At 41.9% G+C, this 23476-nt stretch carries 19 protein-coding genes and 1 pseudogene; 19 read left to right on the top strand and 1 reads right to left on the bottom strand.

What is annotated here, in order from left to right:
• The 8 genes from D7Z94_RS03255 (at position 1) to D7Z94_RS03220 (ending at position 11128) form a co-directional block, all read left to right on the top strand.
• The gene (locus tag D7Z94_RS03255; RefSeq protein WP_120710069.1) at positions 1-1107 is read left to right on the top strand and encodes an ABC transporter permease; all 1107 of its coding nucleotides are present in this window, start codon (positions 1-3) and stop codon (positions 1105-1107) included.
• An 11-nt stretch (positions 1108-1118) separates the two neighbouring features.
• Complete coding sequence (locus D7Z94_RS03250; protein ID WP_120710068.1) at positions 1119-1958, top strand: ABC transporter ATP-binding protein; 840 nt, start codon at positions 1119-1121, stop codon at positions 1956-1958.
• 11 nt (positions 1959-1969) lie between these two features.
• Positions 1970-2797 (top strand): ABC transporter ATP-binding protein, encoded by an 828-nt coding sequence (locus D7Z94_RS03245; RefSeq protein ID WP_120710066.1) that lies wholly within the window; start codon positions 1970-1972, stop codon positions 2795-2797.
• A gap of 29 nt (positions 2798-2826) precedes the next feature.
• Positions 2827-4143: an alginate export family protein gene (locus D7Z94_RS03240; protein ID WP_120710064.1), complete on the top strand. Its 1317-nt coding sequence runs from the start codon at positions 2827-2829 to the stop codon at positions 4141-4143.
• Between the two features lie 99 nt (positions 4144-4242).
• Positions 4243-4932 (top strand): response regulator transcription factor, encoded by a 690-nt coding sequence (locus D7Z94_RS03235; RefSeq protein WP_120710062.1) that lies wholly within the window; start codon positions 4243-4245, stop codon positions 4930-4932.
• Between the two features lie 134 nt (positions 4933-5066).
• Positions 5067-8597, top strand: a complete 3531-nt coding sequence (locus tag D7Z94_RS03230; RefSeq protein ID WP_120710060.1) for a nitrate reductase — start codon at positions 5067-5069, stop codon at positions 8595-8597.
• A 10-nt stretch (positions 8598-8607) separates the two neighbouring features.
• Positions 8608-10047, top strand: coding sequence for a rubredoxin (locus D7Z94_RS03225; RefSeq protein WP_120710059.1), 1440 nt, complete (start codon positions 8608-8610; stop codon positions 10045-10047).
• 331 nt (positions 10048-10378) lie between these two features.
• The gene (locus D7Z94_RS03220; protein ID WP_120710057.1) at positions 10379-11128 is read left to right on the top strand and encodes a phosphatase PAP2 family protein; all 750 of its coding nucleotides are present in this window, start codon (positions 10379-10381) and stop codon (positions 11126-11128) included.
• Between the two features lie 190 nt (positions 11129-11318).
• On the opposite strand, the gene D7Z94_RS03215 is transcribed toward D7Z94_RS03220, so the two are convergent.
• Positions 11319-11582: a hypothetical protein gene (locus tag D7Z94_RS03215; protein WP_147415820.1), complete on the bottom strand. Its 264-nt coding sequence runs from the start codon at positions 11580-11582 to the stop codon at positions 11319-11321.
• 187 nt (positions 11583-11769) lie between these two features.
• Here D7Z94_RS03215 and D7Z94_RS03210 point away from each other — a divergent pair, with 187 nt between their 5' ends.
• The 11 genes and pseudogenes from D7Z94_RS03210 (at position 11770) to darG (ending at position 23471) form a co-directional block, all read left to right on the top strand.
• Positions 11770-13020 carry a site-specific integrase gene (locus tag D7Z94_RS03210; protein WP_120710054.1) on the top strand — a complete coding sequence of 417 codons (1251 nt, stop codon included), beginning with the start codon at positions 11770-11772 and terminating at the stop codon, positions 13018-13020.
• 7 nt (positions 13021-13027) lie between these two features.
• Positions 13028-14200, top strand: coding sequence for a hypothetical protein (locus D7Z94_RS03205; RefSeq protein WP_120710053.1), 1173 nt, complete (start codon positions 13028-13030; stop codon positions 14198-14200).
• A 138-nt stretch (positions 14201-14338) separates the two neighbouring features.
• Complete coding sequence (locus tag D7Z94_RS03200) at positions 14339-14641, top strand: helix-turn-helix domain-containing protein (protein ID WP_120710052.1); 303 nt, start codon at positions 14339-14341, stop codon at positions 14639-14641.
• A gap of 8 nt (positions 14642-14649) precedes the next feature.
• Positions 14650-15855 (top strand): primase-helicase family protein, encoded by a 1206-nt coding sequence (locus tag D7Z94_RS03195; protein ID WP_120710050.1) that lies wholly within the window; start codon positions 14650-14652, stop codon positions 15853-15855.
• Positions 15856-16063: 208 nt separating this feature from the next.
• A pseudogene (locus D7Z94_RS03190) lies at positions 16064-16840 on the top strand (toprim domain-containing protein); the annotation flags it as partial.
• 67 nt (positions 16841-16907) lie between these two features.
• Complete coding sequence (gene mbpA / locus D7Z94_RS26130) at positions 16908-17303, top strand: mobilization protein MbpA (RefSeq protein WP_317125769.1); 396 nt, start codon at positions 16908-16910, stop codon at positions 17301-17303.
• Complete coding sequence (locus D7Z94_RS03180; RefSeq protein ID WP_120710048.1) at positions 17300-18169, top strand: relaxase/mobilization nuclease domain-containing protein; 870 nt, start codon at positions 17300-17302, stop codon at positions 18167-18169. Before mbpA ends, D7Z94_RS03180 begins: the two co-directional genes overlap by 4 nt.
• Positions 18170-18180: 11 nt before the next feature.
• Positions 18181-18663: a DUF6730 family protein gene (locus D7Z94_RS03175; protein WP_120710047.1), complete on the top strand. Its 483-nt coding sequence runs from the start codon at positions 18181-18183 to the stop codon at positions 18661-18663.
• Between the two features lie 439 nt (positions 18664-19102).
• Positions 19103-21472, top strand: coding sequence for an ABC transporter permease (locus tag D7Z94_RS03170; RefSeq protein WP_120710046.1), 2370 nt, complete (start codon positions 19103-19105; stop codon positions 21470-21472).
• A gap of 293 nt (positions 21473-21765) precedes the next feature.
• Positions 21766-22428, top strand: a complete 663-nt coding sequence (gene darT / locus D7Z94_RS03165) for a type II toxin-antitoxin system toxin DNA ADP-ribosyl transferase DarT (RefSeq protein WP_120710045.1) — start codon at positions 21766-21768, stop codon at positions 22426-22428.
• 5 nt (positions 22429-22433) lie between these two features.
• Entirely contained in the window at positions 22434-23471 is a 1038-nt protein-coding gene (darG, locus tag D7Z94_RS03160) for a type II toxin-antitoxin system antitoxin DNA ADP-ribosyl glycohydrolase DarG (protein ID WP_120710044.1), read from the top strand.
• Positions 23472-23476: the final 5 nt, after the last annotated feature.

Genomic DNA, 23476 nt, shown 5'->3' with positions numbered 1-23476 from the left:
ATGAAGCAAAGTGTAACCGTAAACAAAACGCAAGACCTAAAATTGGCGAATGCTGCGAAGGCAGGGCTGTCCAAATTAAAGATAAAGACCCCAAAATTCGACCTGAAAACCTTGGCAAAAAAATTTGCTGTGCCCTTTATTTCCATCTTACTCTTCATTGGGTTATGGCATATGGGCGCTAGGGCACTCTACAATGTTGAAGCGGATTATAAGATTCAAAAAGCGCTAGCGGATCAAGGACAAGTAGCTGCTGACGCCATGGCCGCCTGCATCGCTTCAGGTGATATCAGTTGTCAACCCAACACCCTGCCTTCACCTGTACAGGTATGGGAATCCTTTAATACCCTAATAGCCGATCACAAAGTAATAAGTGCGGACAAATTGGCCTTTAAGGAAAAGACGGCGGCATTAAATGAAAAGCGCGTTGCCGAAGGAAAGGCCCCAATAACTTACACAGGGAGGCCCTCTTTTGTAGATCAAATATTTACCAGTCTCAAAACGGTCTTTGCAGGATTCGTATTGGCGTTTCTGATTGCGGTACCCATAGGAATTCTAATTGGCTTGAGCGAAACATTGCGCAATTCCTTCAATTGGTTGATTCAGATATTTAAACCCGTTTCCCCTGTGGTTTGGTTGCTTCTGGTGTTTATGATCGTAAAGACCATGACAAAGGACTCCAATTCGGACAGTGCCTTTATCATATCCTTTATTAGTGTAGGGTTATGTGCAATGTGGGCCACTTTGGTAAATACGGCAATGGGTGTTTCATCAGTGGACAAAGATTACATTAATGTAGCCAAGGTATTGAAATTAGGCCCTTTGCAAAAAGTTTTTAAAGTGATTCTACCATCATCCCTGCCTTTGATTTTTACCGGTCTTCGCATTACACTTTCGGTCGCATGGATGGTATTGATAGCCATTGAACTATTGGCCCAAAGCCCAGGTCTGGGATCCTTTGTTTGGGAAGAGTTCCAGAACGGTGCCAATGATTCAAACTCTAAAATAATTGTGGCCATGTTCATCATTGGAATTATTGGTTTCCTACTTGACCGGATTATGTTGACCATTCAGAATATGGTATCCTTCAATAAAAATGCAACCACTTAAGATTAGAAGTCATGGCATATTTGGAACTGAAAAATGTGAACAAGACCTACGGCGAAGGAAAAAATGCCACTGAGGTATTGACCGACATCAACCTAACAATGAAGGAGGGAGAATTTGTTGCTATCGTAGGTTTTACCGGAAGTGGAAAGACCACATTGGTCAACCTCATCAATGGATTGCTGAAACCCACAAGCGGCGAGGTGCTTTTTAAAGGAGAACCTGTAGTGGACACAAGTCATGAGCGTGGAGTGATTTTTCAAAACTACTCCTTGTTGCCCTGGTTGAGTGTTGGGCAAAATGTGGCCATGGCGGTAAAGGAAGCTTTTCCCAATGAGAAAAGGAAATTCGTAAAAGAGCGTGTTGAACAATATGTAGAGATGGTGAATTTGTCCCCTGCCATCAGTAAAAGACCCAAGGAACTATCTGGGGGAATGCGACAACGTGTGGCAGTCGCGCGGGCTTTAGCAATGAATCCGGAGATGATTATTATGGATGAGCCTTTGGGTGCTTTGGATGCTTTGACCAGAGGTAACCTTCAAGATGAAATATTGAAGATATGGAGCAAGGACAAACGAACTGCATTGCTTATCACCAATGATGTAGATGAAGGCCTCTATATGGCTGACCGCATCATCCCTTTACGACCTGGACCCAAGGCAACTTTGGGGCCAGAATTCAAAATTGACATCGAAAGACCAAGGGACAAAACCGAATTAAACGACAATCTCGTCTATAAAAGAACGCGGAACGCCATCATTGAATATTTAATGGGTATTGGGGAAGAGCGTAAAGCTACATCCAAAGAGGTTTACGAGTTACCTGAATTGGCTCCGAAAAGTTTCGTCGCCTAAAGCAAATTATCATGGTAGTAGAAGACATCAAAGTAAAAGAAACACACGAAAATGGAATTTCATTTCCTTCTGACAAGATTATGTTGGACCTAAGGGATTTGAAGAAAGTATATCCAACCCCAAAAGGCGACTATGTGGTATTGGAGCATTTGAATCTTCAGATCCTAAAAGAAGAATTCGTTACCATAATAGGCCATTCTGGATGTGGAAAAACAACCATGCTTTCCATGATTGCAGGGCTAAATCCGATTTCTGGTGGAAATATTGCGGTACTTGGAAATCCTATTAAAGGACCAGGGCCAGACCGAGGCGTCATCTTTCAATCGCCCAGCTTAATGCCTTGGATGAGCGCATTGCAAAATGTAATGTTAGGTGTAAACCGAGTATTCCCCCATGCAAGCAAGGCCCAGCGCAGAGATATTGCCAAGTACTATTTGCACAAAGTAGGTCTCGATGGGGCTTTTGATAAGAAAGCGAATGAGCTTTCGCAAGGAATGCAACAACGTGTTGGTATTGCCCGTGCCTTTGCCATAAAACCCAAGGTCCTGCTGCTCGATGAACCATTTGGGATGCTGGATTCACTCACAAGAGGAGAACTTCAGGATATTCTTATTGAAATCTGGAACAAAGAAAAAATTACTGCGGTCATGATCACCCATGATGTAGATGAAGCCATTTTCTTAGCGGACCGTGTAATAATGATGACCAGCGGCCCACGTGCTAAAATTGGTGATGCCCTTGAAATAAACTTTAACCGTCCCCGAACGCGAAAAGAGGTCTTGGAGCATGACGATTATTACAAATACCGCAAACACTTAATTGACTTTTTGGAACATTAATAAAGAATAACCAACTAAAACCTAGTATTATGAAAAGAAGCTATAGTTTAATTATCCTAGTTATCCTATCGGTTCAATCTATATCTGCACAGTTTACGCTAGATGCACAATTTAGGCCACGAACCGAGTATAGAAATGGTTTTCAGTTCCTGCAACGGGAAGGGTTCGACGCGGGTTTTGTGACGAACACAAGGGCTAGAATCGGGGCTGGTTTTAAAACCGAAACGTATCAAATTTATATTAATGTTCAAGACGTTCAAATTTGGGGCGAGAACCCGCAGCTTGTTCCTATAGACGCGAATAACTCCTTTTCCCTTTTTGAGGCTTGGGCAGAGTTGCAATTTGGTGGCGGATGGTCAACAAAATTGGGGCGCCAAGTGCTGTCCTATGATGATCAGCGTTATTTTGGCGGATTGGATTGGGCGCAACAAGGGCGCTACCATGATCTGGCCATGATCAAGTTTCGTAAAGAGGATTTTATGTTAGATGTAGGTTTGGCGTTCAATCAAGATTTGGACAACCAAGGCGGGCCATTGTTCGGTTTCAAAAATTCGGGTACTGAGTTCAATTCCGCCAACCCTTTTCAATACAAAACGATGCAACATCTTTATGCCAAGAAAAAATTCAAAGCATTTAGTGCTAGTTTAGTATTGGCCAATTTAGGTTTCCAACAGATTGATACAGAAACAGGCGATGCTAGCGACATTAGAAATACGTTCACTGCCGGCACACACTTAACGTACAAAAAGGGAAAGTTTGGTTTAGAGGGAAACGCGTTCCTGCAGACCGGAGAGTTTGTAACCGGGATCGACATCGATGGGGCCTATTTATTGGGGCTGGAAGCATCTTATAACGTTAGTCCAAAAACCAAATTAGGTGTTGGTATTGAAGCCATCAGCGGAGATGATCCGTCTACCGAAAGTACAGAAGCATTTTTACTTCACTTTGGCACCAACCACAAATTCAACGGGTTTATGGATCATTTTTACGTTGGCAACTGGATCAACAATGTTGGCCTCCTGGATATCCATGCCAGTGCAACCTTTAAGTTGGGCGAAAAAACAACGCTTTTTTCAAAGTTGTTGAGTTTTCAAGGAATGGAAGATACCCCCAGCGGAGAAAGCAGCCTGGGTACGGAATTGGATTTAGTATTGACCCAAAATTTCAAAGGTTTTGCACTTAAAATTGGGTATTCCCAGTTGTTTGCTGCTGACGGGTTGGAAGAATTGGAAACAGCCCGTTTGGGTGCTACAGAACCTCTAGATTTCAAAAGCTCACAAAATTGGGCTTGGGCCATGATCATCATAAAACCCACGCTCTTCACAACGGCAAAATCGGATAAATAATACTAAAAAGCTTTGCTTCGCAGGGGTCATGTCGACTAAATCGTCGGGGTGGCCCCTTGTGTTTTGCAAAGCCTAAATAAAATCCGTTATTTTTGCAATATGTCCGAACCTGTCACAGGCCATACTATTAAAATCATCCTTGCAGACGATCATGCCCTAGTCCGAGATGGAATTAGGGCGTTATTGGAAGAAGAGTCCGATCTAGAAGTCGTGGGCGAGGTTTCAAATGGCCTTGAAGCCTTGGAGATAGTTCGAGAAAAAGACCCGAACATTCTTATTGTTGATATACGCATGCCGGAACTCGGCGGCATTGAAACCGTTGAGCACTTGAATAAATCCGCTAGTGTGGGAACGAAATGTATTATCCTTTCCATGCATGATTCTGAAGAATACATACTGAAGTCGGTTCGGGCTGGCGCAGCGGGTTACCTATTGAAGGACACTGATAAAAGTGAATTTATAAAGGCCATCCATACCGTTCAAGAAGGCGGTAAATATTTTAGCGGTGATATTTCAAATGTGCTTGTCAATAATCTTCTCCATCAAAATACACCGGAAAGGCCAAAGGCAAAAAAAGGTAAGGACAATCCCTTCGATCTTACCAACAAGGAGCTTCAGGTACTAGAATTGATCTTACAAGGTTTCACCAATAAGGAGATTTCAGAAAAATTGCGGAACAGCAAACGTACCATTGAAACACATCGTTTTAACCTTATGAAAAAAATGCAAGTAAAAAACTTGATCGATCTTTCCAAAAAAGCCCAAGAACATCAGTTGGTACCAGTTTGAACTTATTAAAATTTGGGACTAATTATTGCGAATCCTTCGGTTTAAGCTGCCACTTTTACCAAATTTATACTACGTATTACTACGTAAATTTCTAATTTTCTCATTCAAAAAAGAATGCCCTATTGCAATTTTGAATGCAGAAAAAAGAAACCCATAATACCATATGCTCCTACTGCGGAGTTGGATGCGGCATAACCGTAACCAAAGACACAAAAGGAACACTTTCCGTTGAAGGTAATGAAGCGTATCCGGTTAATAAGGGTATGCTTTGCTCAAAAGGAAAGAACCTTAACTACGTTGCCCAAGATATCAGTGATCGCATCCTTCATCCCCAAATGCGCTGGAGCAGAAACCATCCCTTGCAACAGGTCTCCTGGGATATTTCCCTAAAAAGAGCCGCCGCAGTTTTCAAAAGTATTATTGAAAAGCATGGCCCAGACAGCGTAGGGTTTTATGTATCCGGCCAATGCTTAACCGAAGAATACTATCTGGCGAATAAACTCACCAAAGGTTTTATCGGCACGAACAATATAGACACAAATTCTCGCCTTTGTATGAGTTCCGCAGTAGTCGGCTATAAAAAAACCTTAGGTGAAGATGCGGTTCCAATTGCATACGAAGACATTGAGTTGGCCGATTGTTTTTTAATTGCCGGAGCTAATCCAGCCTGGTGCCACCCCATCCTATTCAGAAGATTGGAAAAGCACAAAGAGGAAAATCCCAATGTAAAGATCATTGTGGTCGATCCAAGAAAAACACAGACCTGTGCACTGGCCGACATCCACCTTCAAATACTTCCTGGCACCGATGTTATTCTCTTCAATGCCATTGCACGTTGGCTCATTGAAAAAAAGAAAATAAATACTGCTTTCATAAAGAAATACACTTCAAATTTCGAGGCGTGCAAACAGTCGGCATTTGAGCTGAGTTTAAATGCAGCTGCAAAAAAATGTGGTATTCCCGTAGATGACATCAAAGAGACGGCAAAACAAATTGGCAGTGCCAAGGGTTTCATCAGCATGTGGACCATGGGTCTTAATCAAAGTGTCATTGGGGTGGATAAAAATGTATCCCTACTCAACCTTTCACTTTTAACAGGGCATATTGGCAAACCCGGTTCGGGACCTTTCTCCCTCACAGGCCAGCCCAATGCCATGGGTGGCCGAGAGGTGGGCGGAATGGCGAGTTTATTGGCAGCTCATCGCGATTTGGGCAATGAAAAACACCGGAAAGAAGTTGAGGAATTTTGGGGTGGAAAACCTATAAAAAAAGAGCCGGGCCTTACAGCCACAGAAATGTTCGACGCCCTTGAAAAGGGTACCCTAAAGGCCATTTGGATCATATGTACCAATCCCGTCGTGAGCATGCCCAATGCCCGTAAGGCGGAAGAGGCCCTTAAAAAGGCAAATTTTGTGGTGGTTCAGGATATTTCCCATAATTCCGAAACCACCAAATATGCAGATTTGTTATTGCCGGCCGCGGGCTGGTTGGAGAAAGAGGGCACCATGACCAATTCGGAACGTAGGATTAGTTATTTACCTAAGGTCATAGACCCTCCTGGAGAGGCTTTGCCTGATGCAGAAATTTTATGGCGATTCGGTCAGGAGATGGGTTACCTTGGGTTTGATTATAATAATACAAGCGAAGTTTACGATGAGTACTGTTTGATGACCAAGGGAACCAATATTGACATTTCCGGGTTGTCTTACGAGAGACTTAAAACGGAAGGGAGCTTTCAATGGCCCGTACCTCATAAAACCCATAAAGGAACACCTAGATTGTTCGGTGACCAAATATACCACACGGCAAATGAAAAGGCCCATTTTAATGCACCAAAGAGGCTGTACAATCAATCGGAACAGACCAATAGCGAATATCCATTGATATTGAATACGGGTCGGGTCCGTGATCAATGGCATACCCGAACCAAAACAGGAAAGGTTAAACGATTACTTACCCATATCCCCACCCCCTATCTTGAGATGAACAAAGTGGATGCCTATATCCTGGGCCTAAAAGAAGATGATATCGCATTGGTAAAAAGTCGCAGGGGAAGTGTCCAGGTTAAAGTAAAAATCAATTTTGATATTCGCGAAAAGGTGGTCTTTTTGCCAATGCACTGGGGGAAAATTTTAAACAGCGACTTCAGCAGGGCCAATAACCTTACCAACAATCTCGTTGACCCGATTTCCAAAGAACCCGATTTCAAATACTGCGCGGTTCGGGTGGAAAAATATGAAAAGCAAAAGCAAAAAATTGTAGTAATTGGTGCGGGAGCAGCAGCATATCGTTTCATACAATCCTACCGTGAGAAGAATATAACTGATGAGCTTCATGTTTTCTCAAAAGAGGCATATCCTTTTTACAATAGGGTCTTGCTACCTGAATACGTCAATGAAGAACTGCCATGGGAAGCTTTGCAGAAGCTAAAACAGGGCGAACTGGAAAAATTACGCGTGCAACTATCCCCAAGTAACGGAATCTCAGAAATAAACACTGAAAAGAAATACGTTATTGACGACCAGGGTACCAAACATGGATACGATTTGTTAGTTATGGCAACCGGAAGCAGGGCCTTTGTGCCCCATGAGGTTAGAATGGACCTTCCCGGAAGATTTACCATGCGCGAGCGAAACGATGCGGATAAGCTTAAGCAATATTTGAGCGAAACCGAACTCCCTCCTTCAGAACAACATGTGGTTATTGTAGGAGGAGGACTTCTAGGCCTGGAATTGGCAGCATCATTAAAAAAGATAGACATCAACATCAGTATTATTCAACGTGCCCCAAGATTAATGGAACGTCAATTGGATGCCGTTGCCAGTCGACTACTGGCCGAAGATGTAAGTGAGCGTGGCATCAACCTATATTTTGATAATGAGGTAAGTACTGTTTTTGAAGATGACTCAGCTAAACATTCGCTTTTGGTAAATCTCAAGACCGGCCGAACCATTAGTTGCCATGCCATTGTATACGCCATCGGTACGCGTCCCAATATAGAATTGGCCAAACAAGCGAATTTGGAAACACGAAGGGGTGTGCTTGTAGATTCCTATTTAAAAACAAGTCATCCGGATATTTTTGCCCTGGGTGAGATAGCCGAGTTTGAAAACTCCCTATTCGGGATTACCTCAGCGGCCGAGGAACAGGCTGATACTGCAGCCAATTACATCTTGGGGGATTTGGGAAGTATTTATACCGGTTCAGTATTGATGAATATCCTAAAATTTGAAAATCTGGACCTCTGCAGCATTGGTATGGTAAATGCCCCAGCCAATGACCTAAGCTATGAAGAAATAATTCTGATGGATGTACGAAAGCGTTTCTATAAAAAATGCATCGTAAAAAATGACACGCTCAAAGGAGCCATCTTAATGGGCGATAAGAACGAGTTTGCAGAATTCAAAAGGCTTATTGAAGAGGAAATCGAGCTGTCGGAAAAACGCAATGAGCTTTTGCGCGGTGCGCCCAATAGTCAACCCTTAAAGGGCAAATTGGTCTGTTCGTGCAGTCAAGTAGGCGAAGGAAATATCCAGGAAGCCATGAAGAACGGATGTTCGGATTTTGCCAAGCTATGCTCGGAAACCGGTGCAGGATTGGGTTGTGGTAGCTGTAAACCAGAAGTAAAGGCCATTATGGATACCGAATTGGCCGTAACTTCATAAACAAAGAAGAATGAACGATGATTTGCACCGAATATTACTAAAAGGCGGGGTCACTTCTCCCGGAGAACTAAAGGACATCATCACCATGCTGGAAGCAGCCGGACTCCGTGAGGTGTATTTTGGCTCTCGTCAAGATTTGTTGTTTCCGTTGGTAAAGAAGGATGAGGCTTCCCTGGAGAGCATCTCAAAATATAATACGGATATTATCGGTGAGCGAAATTACCAGAACATTGTTTCTTCCTATGTTTCGGCAGATATTTTTGAGATGACCTATTGGCTCAAAGGATCCACTTATCTATACATTCTGGAGGAGTTTGATTATTTGCCAAAGCTTAAAATCAATATTACCGACCCTAAACAACGATTGGTGCCCTTGTTCAGTGGAAACCTAAATTTCATTGCTTCAGAACAAGATGATTATTGGTATTTGCACCTAAATATTCCAGGTTGGAAAGAACCTGATTTCTATCCGGTATTGATTTACAGTTGGGATATTGTGCGTATCTCCAAAAACATTGAAAAGGTTCATAAAGAGGCCCATGATGTGACATCTCTTTTTGATATCCTGAACAAAACCATCGATACCAATAACAAAAACATTCAAAAAAAGTTAGAAACTCCCTATCTCACTTTTCCTTATTATGAAGGCATGAACCGTATGGAGCTGGATCAATATTGGTTGGGGCTCTATTGGCGAAACAACCGCTATGACCTACAATTTTTAAAAGATTTTTGTGGTTTTTGCCTCGACAACAGTATTGGAAAGATATGCATTACTCCATGGAAATCCTTTATTGTGAAAGGTATTAAGCAAAAAAGTCGACCTGAATTGGAACGGTTTATAGGACAACGTGGAATTAACGTACGACATTCGCAATTGGAAATGAATTGGCATTTGCCTGTGGACGACCATGAGGCCTTTGAATTAAAAAAGTTTTTGGTCCGCAATTTTGATGAAAACGATATTAGTACCTATGGCCTTACCTTTGGAATAAGCCACGACGTAGGTAAGCGGTCGCACTTCGCTTCAGTGATTATTGAAAAAAATCAATCCCCTTCCATTGTACAAAACTTCCAAATACGACCTACATATAATGTCCTGCATTTTAAAGCTTTTGATCCCAATACACTAACATACGTATCGTATGCGCAGGATGTTGATAAAGTAGAACTTCCCGGTCTTTTAATGGAGCTTAGCAAGAAATATTTCAAGCAACTAGGAATCACACAGGAGTCCCCCAAAGAAAAATTGATTCCACAAGAAGAGGAAATAACTGTATTTCAGTGCAATTCCTGTATGACTGTCTATGATGAATCCTTAGGAGACGAAAGAAATGGAATATTGGCAGGCACTCTTTTCGAAAACCTTCCTGAATCCTATGTTTGCCCGGTTTGCGAATCTGCCAAGTCAAGTTTCCAGAAAACGGCAATGACCTTAAAAAAGGTATAAATTGAACCGGAAATCTTAATAAATTAGTTTAAACTTTAAATTAGGCTTGTAAGATGAGTACAGGAGAAAAAATCATCAGACTAAAGTTGGATTTTCCCAAAAAGGCAACTTCAATACCCGCGTGCTTATTCCCCTTTCACTTGCTCTTGCAAAGCTTGTTGAATCCCTTCCTAGTGCTTATTAAACTCTGATAACTGCCCCAGTAATTGGAGCATTGCAGCTTGATTTCCCAGTCCTTTCATTTTCTTTTTTACCACGCCCAATGTTCCCAACGTAAAATTTATTCCTGGTTTATTGCGTTATAGAGGTATCTTCCAAGAAAAAGATACGAATGTTCGCAAAGAAATGTTTATTTAGCATTTATTTCATACTCCTTATCTCTCCAATCCTTTGCCTCGGCCAATATGAAGTAATTCTCGATTCCACCTCCTTTGATAAGCGTATCGAAAGGCAGCCCCTTACCTTAAAAAAAATGGCAATTCCAGCTGGCCTCACAGTTACCGCATTGCTTATGACAAAAAGTGATTTTGAGCAAGAATTGCAACCTAAGGTCAATCGTAACCTAAGAACGAATATCGATGATTACACCAGGTTTGCACCTCTGGCCGTGATGTATATTTCTGACGGTTTGGGCGCAAAAGCTGAGAACCATTGGTTTGACCAAACAAAGAATGCAGGACTATCCTTACTGCTTACCCAGGCAATTACCACTGGCCTAAAGATAACTATCGATAAGGAAAGGCCTAATGGCGCAAATGAGGAAGCGTTCCCCTCCGGGCATACCTCTCTGGCTTTTGCAAGTGCAACCGTGCTCTATGAGGAATTCAAAAATACCGAACCCATTTTAGCCTATTCCGGTTATGCCTTTGCTATAAGTACGGCATACCTGCGTATGGCTAAGAATAAACATTGGCTCTCCGATGTAATCCTGGGCTCCGCCCTGGGCATTGCAGTGACCAAGCTAGTCTACCACTTCGACTATCTTTTCTCCTGGAATCCTTTCAAGAAATCAGATAGGCTGCTGATCGCCCCAACTGTGAACCAGGAGGGGGCCGGAGCATACCTTTCTTTTAGATTTTGACTCTCCCAGAAAACAGACCTCAATCCCACGCTTGGCCCTTGTTTTTTTCTTGGATTGAAAATCAGGATTCCCCGATTTCCAATAGAAGAAGGAAAATACGTTTGCTGCTTGTCTTCTAATGCCCAGAAAATTAATTCAATCTGAACTTGCCCAGTTAGATGAAGAATTGGAATACGAATCCAAATTGTATTCATTCGGGATGAACTTCTCCCTCTGGTTTGCTCCACAAAAAAGCCCCAGCTTCCATTGAGGCCTTTGGTACCACATGGATGGGGTGCTTCCTCCAAAGTCGGAAGCGACCAGAGAAGGCCCTCTCCTGAAAATGCAGTCCACACGGCTTACAGCCGTTATCTTTTCTTTTGGTTTTGCTACAAATACCTTCCGTATTTTTCTCATTCCAAAAGAAAACCCGCACTCCTGCAGGAGCGCGGGTCTGCGCTTTAAGTGGTCCCACCTGAACCCTTTTTTTCTATTAGCTGTATTTAGTGTTGTATAATTGCTTAACTTAGAGCATATAAGGGTTTACGCGAACATAGGTTAACAGCGTTTATCATTTTTTTTGATACAATTTGCCCCCCATTTTGCCCCCCTTTTCGCATAGTTTTATCGAAATGAATACAAATAGAACTAAACAGCATTAAATGCAATTAACCTTTGTTATACGACAGGACAAGAAAAACAAAGACGGTAGTTCACCCATTCGTGCAATTATCACCTTCAATGGCAATCGTGTGCGGAAAAATATGAACGGTATCAAAGTACTGCCCAAGCACTGGAAGAAAGAAAGAATAAAGCCAAATACCAAAGTTGAACCTTACAATAATCATATTGAATACAATCAGCAACTTGATGAGTTTGCCGATAAAGTCCATACTATTTTCAGATATTTCCATTTAAACCGAATTACTCCCTCAAAAGCCCTATTCGAGCAAAAAATAGCGGACAAGACATTCGGAGAAAATTCACTGGCTCCACAATTCTTCGAAAGTTTTTCTGAGTTCATTGAAACAAGCCGAACAACAAAAGCGCTTGGAACCGTTAAGAAATACAAGACGGTCAAAGGCTTCTTGCGACAATTTCAAACCTTCTCTTCCTACTCACTCCATTTTGATACCATCAATATGGAATTCTATGAGAAATTCCGGGACTATTGTTTCGAGGAAAGAGATACACTCAACAACTACTTTGGCAAACTCATTGCCATTCTTAAAACATTTATGAATTGGTCCTTTGAGCGAGGATATCACCAAAACTTGGAATACAAAAAGTTCAAACGCACTGAAGACAAAATAGAAGTCATATGTCTCACGATGGAGGAGCTCATGCGCCTTTATAAGTTCAAGTTCCATTCAAAAAAACTTAGCAGAGTAAGAGATTTCTACTGCTTTGGATGCTTTACAGGACTCAGATACAGCGATATTAAACAATTGCAACCTTCCAATATTTTCGAAGACCATCTTAAAATTAATATCGTAAAGACCCGTAAAATGGACCAGACCATTCCTTTGAATAAATACAGCCAAGAAATTCTACAGCGATATAAGGACACCATTTATGAGCCGTTACCCTTGTTCTCGAATCAAAAATTAAACGAACACATCAAGACTTGCTGCAGTAGAGCTAAAATTAACTCGCCAATCACGATTACCCGATATATTGGCCATAGGAGAATTGACAAAACTTATCCAAAGTATAAACTCATTACAAGTCATACCGCCAGAAAAACCTTCATTACAGTAAGTCTTATGCTTGGTATGAAAGAAGCTGTAATAAAAGAAATATCCAATCATAGTGATGAACGGTCATTCAAACGCTATGTTGATGTTTCGGAAAGTTTTAAGCAAAGAGAAATGGACAATACCTGGAACAAAATGGATGCTGTATTAAAATGATTGGATTATGAAACTCTATTACAACTATTTCATCTTTAAATCGGTATTCCACAACAGGCATACACTATTGCTTTTCTTCCCGGCCATAGGAACGGCCATTTTCCTACACATGATAATTACCAACTTTGATAAAGTGCTTTCAAATGAAATGAATATTGAAAAGGGGCTCACAATCTTTTTTATAATGGCCTTCGTTTTAATTTGCAAATTTTACATCCGAGGTCTGAATAAACTATCCCAAACGTTCAATGCTGTCAAATACTCCAATTTTTATACTGCTACCTTCAAACTATTTAGAGAAAAGGAAAAGAGGTTGTTTCACCAATATGTTTTGGAATCAATAATTACCAAAGACTTAAATCTAGAGAAGTTTGTCAAACAATTTGAAAACAGCCCCAAATGGCAACGTATCCTTTTAAATGAACTCAACTCGGATTCCTTTAAGAATTCTCTTATCTCTGAACTCGACTTTCCTAGATTTAAAAGTGAAGTTTCCCAAAGGTTTAAAAAGTCTGGATGGATTCGTGATTACCTCAATTACAGAACCCCATTTGAACGAGCTTTTTTTATTACCTCCAAGTATGCTACCGAATCATCCATTCTTAACAATATCGCTGGTATGAAGGAAGCAATAATCAAGAACATAAACATTGCGAACAATGGTGTGCAACTCGATGCCAAGGGTTTAAAGGAAGACATTCTTAATGTGAACAATACCGTTAAAGAGGTTAATCTTAAGTATCGAATGATCTTAAACCCAATGATTACCCAAAAGCAATTTGCCCTAATATTAGATGGGTATGGGAAAGAAAGCCTAAACAATTTTAAGGCTGCACGTTTTTCAGCATATTTCGGGGGATTCATTAAATATGATACTCCAAAATACAACTGCCAAAATATTTTCTTGCCCTATACAATGGACTTGAGCAAAGACGAAATCAAAGAGTTTATTGCTTTGCTTCGCTTTTTGATGGAACGCAATGTTATCATAAATGATAAAAAGGTCAATTCGGATTTGAAGATGGCAGACATAGTTGAAATTTTCATTGAAAATTGTCTCTTATCATCAGAAACTATTCGTAGAAATTTCTCTGAGGTTTTTGCCTATAAAAAAGCACTTCATCAAGATACCATGAGAAAAGTGAACTCCATAATCGATAGATACTTACCAGCTTCATAAAAATTTTTCTGGCATAGCCTATTAGTCAAGGATAAGCCTAGCTTTTCTACTACCAATGGTAATTGGTAAGCGAATTTGGAATGACTGTGAATCTAGTTTAGCAGTGAAAAACATTGTTTCACCTAAAAAAGCTAAACTATGTCAAACCCAATATTATATGGCTTCACAAAGAAAGACTTAGAGAATACCATTGAGCTGGTCATCAAGCGGCTTCAGAAGACCTCATTAGTTCACGAATCGCCGCTACTTTCTGAGGAAGATCGGCTAACGCAGAAAGAAGCAGCGCAATTTCTGGGCAAATCAGAACAGTGCTTGATCAAATGGAAAAAGCAAAACAAAATTCCTTATTACCAAATCGGGGATTCGCCTTTTTATTCTAAAAGAGAACTGTTGGAATACGCCAAAAGAAATCCCTATCTAAGGAGGCCAACTTCAAAATAGCCCGTAATATGTCAACAGTTTCATACATCCGGGTTGGTACAACCTACTACAAGTTGGTCAAAAGCCCTTCCATATCGGGACATTTCAATGAGCAATTGGTCTCATGGAATGAGCATACCATCAAGCAAGATCATGGAAAGAATTTCTTGAGCAATGTGCCAAAGTTTGATGGGTTTACCTGCATTCCCAACCATCTCGATTTCAAAAAGGAGCATCACGGATTCTACAACATTTATTCCCCTTTGGAACATTCACCTGCAGCAGGGGGAATAGCCACTACCATGAAATTTCTTGTGCACATATTCGGCAAGCAATTGGAACTGGGGCTGGACTATCTCCAACTGCTCTATTCAAGGCCCACACAGATATTGCCCATCCTATGCCTAGTTTCCAAAGAAAGGAGCACCGGTAAGATCTCGTTTCTGAAATGGCTGAAAGAAGTGTTCGGCAACAACCTGACCTACCTGACCAACGATAGTTTTGGCAGCCAGTTCAACTCCGATTGGGCCAATAGATTGCTCATCTGCATCGATGAAGTCCTTTTCAACAAAGAAGAGCTTACCGAGCGAATCAAATATTTGAGCACCACCAACCGCAACAAATTGGAGGCCAAGGGTAAGGACAAGCGAGAGGTGGAATTCTTCGGAAAGTTCATCCTTTGCAGTAACAATGAGGACAACTTTATCAAGATAGATGGGAACGAGACCCGTTTTTGGGTTCGTAAGATACTTCCATTGAAAAAGGAAGAGACAGACTTTCTGGAGCAGTTGACAATGGAAATACCCACTTTTTTGCACCTGCTCTCCAACAGGAAATTCAGCACGGAACGGACCACGCGAATGTGGTTCACCCCAAAACAGTTGCATACTCCAGCATTGCAACGATTGGTTCGCCACAACCGAAATAGGGTAGAAAAGGAACTTGCAAGTATCCTGCTGAGCACCATGGACAAGTTTGAATTGCAGTCCGTTGACCTATGCCCTATGGACGCATTGCTTCTATTGAATCGGACCAGGGTAAAAACCGACCTCACCCAGTTACGCCGTTTGCTGAAAAAGGACTGGAAACTGGTGAACCAAAAGAACTCCAACAGCTACCAACGGATCACTATCTGGAACAATGGGGAAATCAACATGCAGGATGCCAAAGGAAGGTACTTTACAATCGAAAGGAAATTCCTGGACCAAAATTTTGATGAAACGATGACGGAATGAGCCAAGGCCAATGATGATAGGCATTGTGGCCGTCATCACTTTGTCATCATTCTTTCATCAAAATAAGAAATGATGACAGAAAAAAGGAACAAAAAAACAAAAATGATGAATCGATGAAAAAATGATGACCCCTTCAAGCCCAATGAAAATAATGGCTGGCAAGGATTTGTCATCAAATCATCAAAATTCTTTATAAATATAATCGCTCATGAAAAAAGAAAGAATGGACTGTAAAAGAGCCCGTACCTTTTGCCTAGTGGAGACACTGGCCAGGGCAGGGCACTTTCCAGTCCGGGAATCGGAAAAAGAAGCTTGGTATCTGAGTCCGTTCCGGTCAGAGACACAAGCCTCTTTTAAGGTCAACAAAAAAATCAACCGCTGGTACGACCATGGGGAGGGTATTGGTGGGAACACTATTGACCTGGTCTGCCAAATGAACAACTGCAAAGTCAGTGAGGCACTTAGGATACTATCTGCCCAGAATCTCTCCTTTTCTTTTCAGCAGCAAGCGTTTTCCCCATCCCAAAAGGAAAATCAAATCAAGATTATCAGGACGACCAAAATTAAACATGCGGCATTGAAGAAATACCTCAAATCAAGACACATCTCATTGGCAACGGCCCAAAAGCTCTGTAGGGAGGTGCACTATAGAACCAAGGGCAAGACCTATTTTGCCGCTGGTCTGGAAAATGTTGCCGGAGGATGGGAACTTAGGAACAAGTACTGGAAAAACTCAACATCCCCTAAGTCCATATCCATTTTCAAAAATGGCCACAAGAAGCTAATCGTTGTCGAAGGAATGTTCGATATACTTTCCCTTTTGGAACTACAACCGAACATTCAAAATACTCATGACTTTTTGATTTTGAACTCCACCGCTTTTATAGAAAGAGCTTTGGCTTACTTCAAGAGTTATGACCAGATCGACCTCTTTCTGGACAATGATGGAACTGGAAAAGAGAAGACAAGATTTTTAATGAATCAGCCGCAAAACATTAATGACAAATCCCATTTATATGACGGTTCTAAGGATTTGAACGAATGGCTCATGGATGGCGCAAAGGATTGTCTTGGGCAGGGAATTCAAGATGTGTTTTTGTTGCCACAAAAACAATCTTGCTTTGCTCCCGATGGTTGCAAAGAAAAAAGAGATGAAAAGGGACTATATCAAATTCCGGTGCTCCATCTACCAGAAGAAACTGCTCAAAAAAAGGGCAAAGAGGGTGGGTATCTCCCTTTCGGAATATTGCCGCAGTTCCGCCTTTGGCAACAACGTCATCGAGCGGCTGACCGAGGAGCAATTGGAATGCTACAGGACACTGGTGCAGTACAAGAACAACTTTACCCGTATCTCTAATATGTTCAAGAAGCGAAATCCCCTATTGGCCAAAGAGGTGGAAAACCTGGCCGAGGAGATACGAAAACATCTTTACAACTTCAAGAAATGATCGGCAAGGGAAAATCCATAGCCCATACAGGCCAGTCCATGGGATATGGCTGGAACCAGGAAAAGGGGGCCGAGGTCGTCCACAGCCAGAACTTGGCTGGGGAGAATGCCAAGCAGGTCACGGAAGAGTTCAGATTGGTGCAGGACATGAACCAACGCTGCCAAAAGAACACCCTTAGCTTTGTGCTCAGTCCCACCAAGGAGGATGGCCAACGCCTCTCCAACGAAAAACTGGGGGAACTCACCAAAAGCTTTATCGACAAGATGCAGCTCCAGAACAGGCAGGCCATTGCCTTCGTCCATAGGGACAAGGCCCATACCCATGTCCATCTTTATGTAAACCGTATCGGTTTTGACGGCAAAGCCTACAACGATAGCTTTATTGGAAAGCGGAGCCAGCAGATGGCCGAACAGGTGGCCCTGGAAAAGGGGCTTACGACCGTTAGGATGGTACAGGCGGAAAAAGAGCTGGAGACCCTGAACATACGCCAGGGAATCAAGCGCATCCACAACCAGGTCATGGAAAGGGAACAGCCAAAAACGCTGTTCGACTATATGCGGGCCATGGGCGAAAGAAAGGTCGAGGTCATCCCAAGCATCAACAAGGCGGGAAAACTACAGGGGTTCCGTTTCCAGCATAGGGGGCACAATTTCAAGGGAAGCGACGTGCACCGCTCGATGTCGGGCGGCAACCTGACCAAACAGCTTTCCCACGGGATGGAGCTGAACAAGCAGTTGGGCTCGGCCAAGTCATTGGCGATGGCAGGGAAGGCAGCAGAGCTGGCCTCTAGTGCCGCTCTCAAAATGGCGAGAAAGGCCTTGGAACAGGCTGTGAAACGGGCAATTGATACAGGAATAGGATATTAATTGGGATAACAATGGGATATAAAAAACTGGACGAGGTCATGGAACTGCTCACCGATGAGCTGGACGGGTTTAACAGATCAATCGATAGATTGAAACAGCTTACGGAAAATGTGGATAATATCCAGATTGAGGCAACCTCTTATGAGATTCAGAAAATCATCCGCGAGCATCTTGAAAAGGAAAAAAGGGACATGGAATCAATTGACTGGAATACTGACACCATCAGAAAGGCGGTCATTAACGCCAAGGTGATCCCAAGGGCATTGTTCTGGCTGATGACAGCAATATGGACCGTCTCCATTGTCTCTATCTGCTATTTGGGGTTCAGGGTCTCCCGTTTGGATTCCATCAGGGAAAAGTCCTTCGAAGCTGGACGGAAAGAAGTCCTTACAAGCCTTAAGGGGTATTTTGACCTGAATCCCGGACTATATGAAGCTTATGAGGCCTGGCGGTTGAAAGGAACAAAAGTGGATTCCACCAAGACCAAAAAGTAGGCTGCGCCCTATGGAATTTTTTGCTTCACGCTTATCTGCCGGAACGCTACAAAAATTCCACAGGATCCACGCGCAGAAGTCTGGGGTAAGATTGGGGACGATTTATTGAGACCTAAAAAAGGTTGGTTTTGCGGCACCAAATTCAAAATTTTACCTTTTGATGTAACATTTTAAATGTTTGTAGCTCTTTATCAAAAAGTATTACCGACGATTCCTTTTTATGAAGTTGCATTGTAACGGTGTACAGTAACTGGACAATTCGTGTCAAAAAATTGGACGGTTCACAAAAGCGTTGATATTCAAAAATATTGCAACCATTTGATTTATAGTTGGTTGATATTACGGCATAGTATTAGTTATAGAAATTAGGAGCCTTCACATAAATTTTTCTTTTACAAGTGCCCTTGTCCAAAGTAAAGTCAATAAAAATCGAAAGATTATGTTAAGGAATTATCTAAAGATTGCCTGGAGGAACATTGTTAAGAACAGGGTCTTTTCCCTTCTGAACATTGTCGGCCTGGCCACGGGTCTCCTTTGCAGCCTGCTTATCTTCCTTTGGGTTTCCGATGAATTGGCCGTGGACAGGTACCATGAAAACTCGGAAAAGCTCTACACGGTCTACGAAAGGGTCTTTTATGATGGCAAGATAAACGGGGCATATTATACCCCCGCCCATCTGTACCGTGAGCTAAAGCTGAAGTTGCCTGAGGTGGAAAAGGCGAGTCCGACCGTATTCCCCAAGGAGAAAACCTTTGCCAATGGCCCCAAGGTATTCAAACGGACGGGAAACTATGTAAGCACGGACTATTTCCATATGTTCAGCTATAGTTTTCTTGAGGGAAGTGCGGAAACGGCCATGACCGGCCCGAACGACATCGCCATTTCCAGGGAGATGGCGGAACTGTTCTTTGGCAGTGCCCAAAATGCCATGGGAAAAGGAATCACTTACGAAAACTCCGAAAAGTTCCAAGTGTCGGCCGTATTCGAGGAAGTCGGTCCGAGCACCATGGAAATAAATGATTTTTATCTGCATTGGGACGTATATTTGAAAGAGCATCCATATGCCGAGGATTGGACCAACAATGACCCCAATACCTTCATCCAGCTTGTCTCCAATGCCGATGCCGGTTCGGTAGGACCGAAGATCAAGAATTTTTTAAGGGACTACAATAGGGATATCGGGGAAAACTTCGATATTGAGCTCTACTTACAGCCCTACGGCGATAAATATCTGTATTCCAACTTTGAAAATGGCCGAATTTCCGGAGGAAAGATCGAGAACGTCAGGGTCTTCGGATACATAGCGTTCTTTATTCTTCTGATAGCATGCATCAATTTTATGAACCTTGCCTCGGCGGGCTCTTTAAAGCGGGCCAAGGAAATAGGGATACGAAAAGTGCTGGGTGCCAAAAAGGGCGGTCTGGTATATCAGTTTTTGGGAGAGGCCGTTTTGCTCTCCTTGATAAGTACAGTTGTCGCGATCCTCTTATTGGCCTTGGTGCTCCCGGCATTCAACCAACTGGCGGAAAAGGACTTGGGCCTGTTGGATCTAAGCGGGTCCGTATGGGCAGGTATATTGGTCATAGCGTTGCTCACCGGTCTTATTTCCGGGAGCTATCCCGCGTTTATGCTTTCTTCCTTCAATATTGTGGGGATATTCAGAAAGAAAACACAAACGGATTCCAAATCACATTGGATACGCCAAGGTCTGGTAGTGTTCCAATTTTCCCTTTCGATCATTCTGATCTGCGGAATGATCATCACTTCAAGGCAAATCGATTACATCCAAGACAAGAACCTAGGTTTTGATCGGCAAAATCTTTTGACATTTCCCTTGGAGGGAGAACTGGTGGATAATTTTGAGACCTTTAAAGGCCGTGCCCTGCAATTTCCGGGGGTAAGGTCGATGTCGGCGGTTTTCGAACCACCATTGGAAATGGGTGGCATAACCTTCGAGGTGGTATGGCAGGGAAAGGAAAAAGATGACATGACGGCATTTACCACTTTTCCCGCATCCGCGGATTTCCTAAGGACATGGGGGTGCGAGATTGTCGCTGGCCGGGATTTCAGGGACAGGGACTCCAAGGGTTTTGAATATATCCTCAATGAGACCGCTATCAAGGCCATGGGGCTGGAAGATCCCATAGGCAAGCCATTGAGCCAATGGGGAATGGACGGGACCATAGTAGGTGTGGTAAAGGACTTTCATTTTGATACGATGAAAAAATCCATTGGGCCGCTGGTAATCCGGCATGCGCCAAATTATGTCTGGCTCGGGACGGCCCTGGTCAAGATAGACCCGAACAATGTCAGGCAGATCGTTGCCTCCTTGGAGTCCCTTCATGGGGAACTGAACCCGGCCTTTCCGTTCCAATACAGTTTTACCGATCAGCAATATGACTTACTGTATAAGAGTGAAAACATGTTTTTTAGGTTGTCCCAATATTTCTCCGTCCTGGCCATCTTTATTTCCTGTTTGGGCCTGTTCGGGCTGGTGATGTTCACCGCACAGCAAAAGGTCAAGGAAATCGGTATTCGCAAGGTGCTGGGTGCCTCGGTGATGGGCATTACCTCCTTGTTGGCAAAGGACTTCCTAAAACTGGTGCTATTGGCCATCGCTATCGGTAGCCCCGTTGTCTGGTACCTCATGGATCGATGGCTGGCAAATTATGAATATCGGATCGATATGCCCTGGTGGGCATTCGGGATAGCTGGAATATTGGCCGTAGGCATTGCTGTGTTCACCTTGAGTTTTGAGTCCATAAAGGCCGCGAACGCAGATCCGGTTAAAAGTTTGAGGGCCGAGTAGTCCCATGAAACGGCGGTTTTACGAACCTGTTTTCCTAAATCAAGGACTCTTAGACAAATGTGTCTCATTCTTGGTCTCTTTTAGCAGTTTCAATAATTGACCTTTAAAGGGACTATTTGAGTTAATAAAAATGACCGCTTATCTTCCCGAACTCGGAAGAAATTCAAGATGGTTCGTAGGCAGAAGTTCGGGTTTTGAATTGGAGTTTCAAGAAGAATCTAACACTGTTATTCGACGGAGGCAATAGTCTGCAATATTTTGTAATTTTCTGCTCAGTATAAAATTAAATAGGGTTGTCATTAAAAAAAGTTTATATCTATCGCATGACACATATGGAGAACATTCCCCATATACTGAAACATGGAATTACTCATAAGGGCTCTCCAAATGCTAATCCAAGATTCAAAGCAATTGGAGACTCGAGTTTAATAGATTTTAGGAAAACCAAAACAGTCAAGATTTCGGAAAGCCGTGTTGGTCTTGGTATTAGGGAAAAAATTATTTTAGGAGATTTCATCCCTTTTTATTTAGGCCTAAGAACACCTATGCTTTATGTTATTCAAAAAGGTGGTAACTTCGTGCCAAATCCGACTTCTGCTGAAAATATCGTATATTGTGTTTCAAGTGTTCAAAAGATTATTGATGAAAATTTGACCTTTTTTTTCAGTGATGGACATGCCACAAACGGACTTTCCAAGTTTTATTCAAAGACTAAGGTTTTTGACATTGAAGACCTTGTTGACTTCAAAGCTGCTAATGCGAAATATTGGAAAGATGAGAATGACCTAGATTTAAAGCGAAGGAAAGAAGCGGAATTTCTTGTAAAAGAAGATATACCGGCATCCTGTATTTTGGGGTTTGCTTGTTATAATGAAGATGCCAAAGATAAATTATTAAAAATGGGCATTTTGAAAAAAAGAGTTATAGTCAAACCAAACTTTTATTTCGACATTTGAATAGAATGATTCAGTTTAAAAAAGGAGATATTTTTGAAAGCGATGCTACTGCGTTAGTGAATACCGTTAATACTGTTGGAATAATGGGTAAAGGAATTGCCTTGCAGTTTAAAAAACGATTTCCAAATAATTATAAAGTATATCGGGAAGCTTGGAAAAATAAGGAATTAGCGATTGGCAAGTTGTTAGTAGTTGAAGACGAATCATTACTTAAAGGTAAACAATACATCATTAACTTTCCCACAAAGACTACCTGGAAAAAACCCTCCGAATATGAATATATTGAAAAGGGGTTGAATGAGTTAGTTAAAATTCTTCCCAATTACCCAATTCAATCCATTGCGATACCACCTTTGGGAAGTGGTAATGGAGGTTTAAATTGGAATAATGTTAAAGAAATAATTATATCGAAACTAAATGGACTAGATATTGAGGTAACTGTTTACGAACCCAGTACTAAAATAAAAGAAGAACTCAAAAAAGAGCGAGTAAAACTTACTGAAGCGAGAGCCATGTTACTTTTCATGCTTTATCAGTTGGTAAAGAACGGGGAGTTTGTTTCTGAATTTTCCAGCGAAAAAATCTGTTATTTTTTACAAAAGTTTGGTGCTGAAAAGTACTTTAGGCTTAAATATCAGCCAAATTTTTATGGTCCATATTCAGGAAAAGCAAGATATCTATTAAATGTATTAAATGGCAGTTATCTTATGGGGTATAACGGCATGGATAAAAAACCTTTTGAAGAGTTAATCTTAGTGCCAGATGGGGAAAAAGACGTTAAAGAATTTTTAAATCGAAATCCTGAAATCAAAGAAATTGCGTATCGAGCCAATAAGTTTCTAAGTGGGTTCTATTCTGATTTTGGATTGGAATTATTGTCTACGATAGACTTTATTAGCCAAGAGAAAAATTCTTTTGATAGAGAAGTTGTTAAGGCTGAATTAGAGAAGTGGAGTGATAGAAAAAGGACTTTATTTTCCAATGATGATTATCTCGATATTGCACTGGGACATTTACAGCAGGCTCAATTTGTTCGAAATTAATTCGG

The sequence above is a fragment of the Ulvibacterium marinum genome (genome assembly GCF_003626755.1).
GTDB lineage: Bacteria > Bacteroidota > Bacteroidia > Flavobacteriales > Flavobacteriaceae > Ulvibacterium > Ulvibacterium marinum.
Note: the sequence above shows the minus strand (reverse complement) of the source record. Positions and strands in the feature narration are given on the sequence as shown.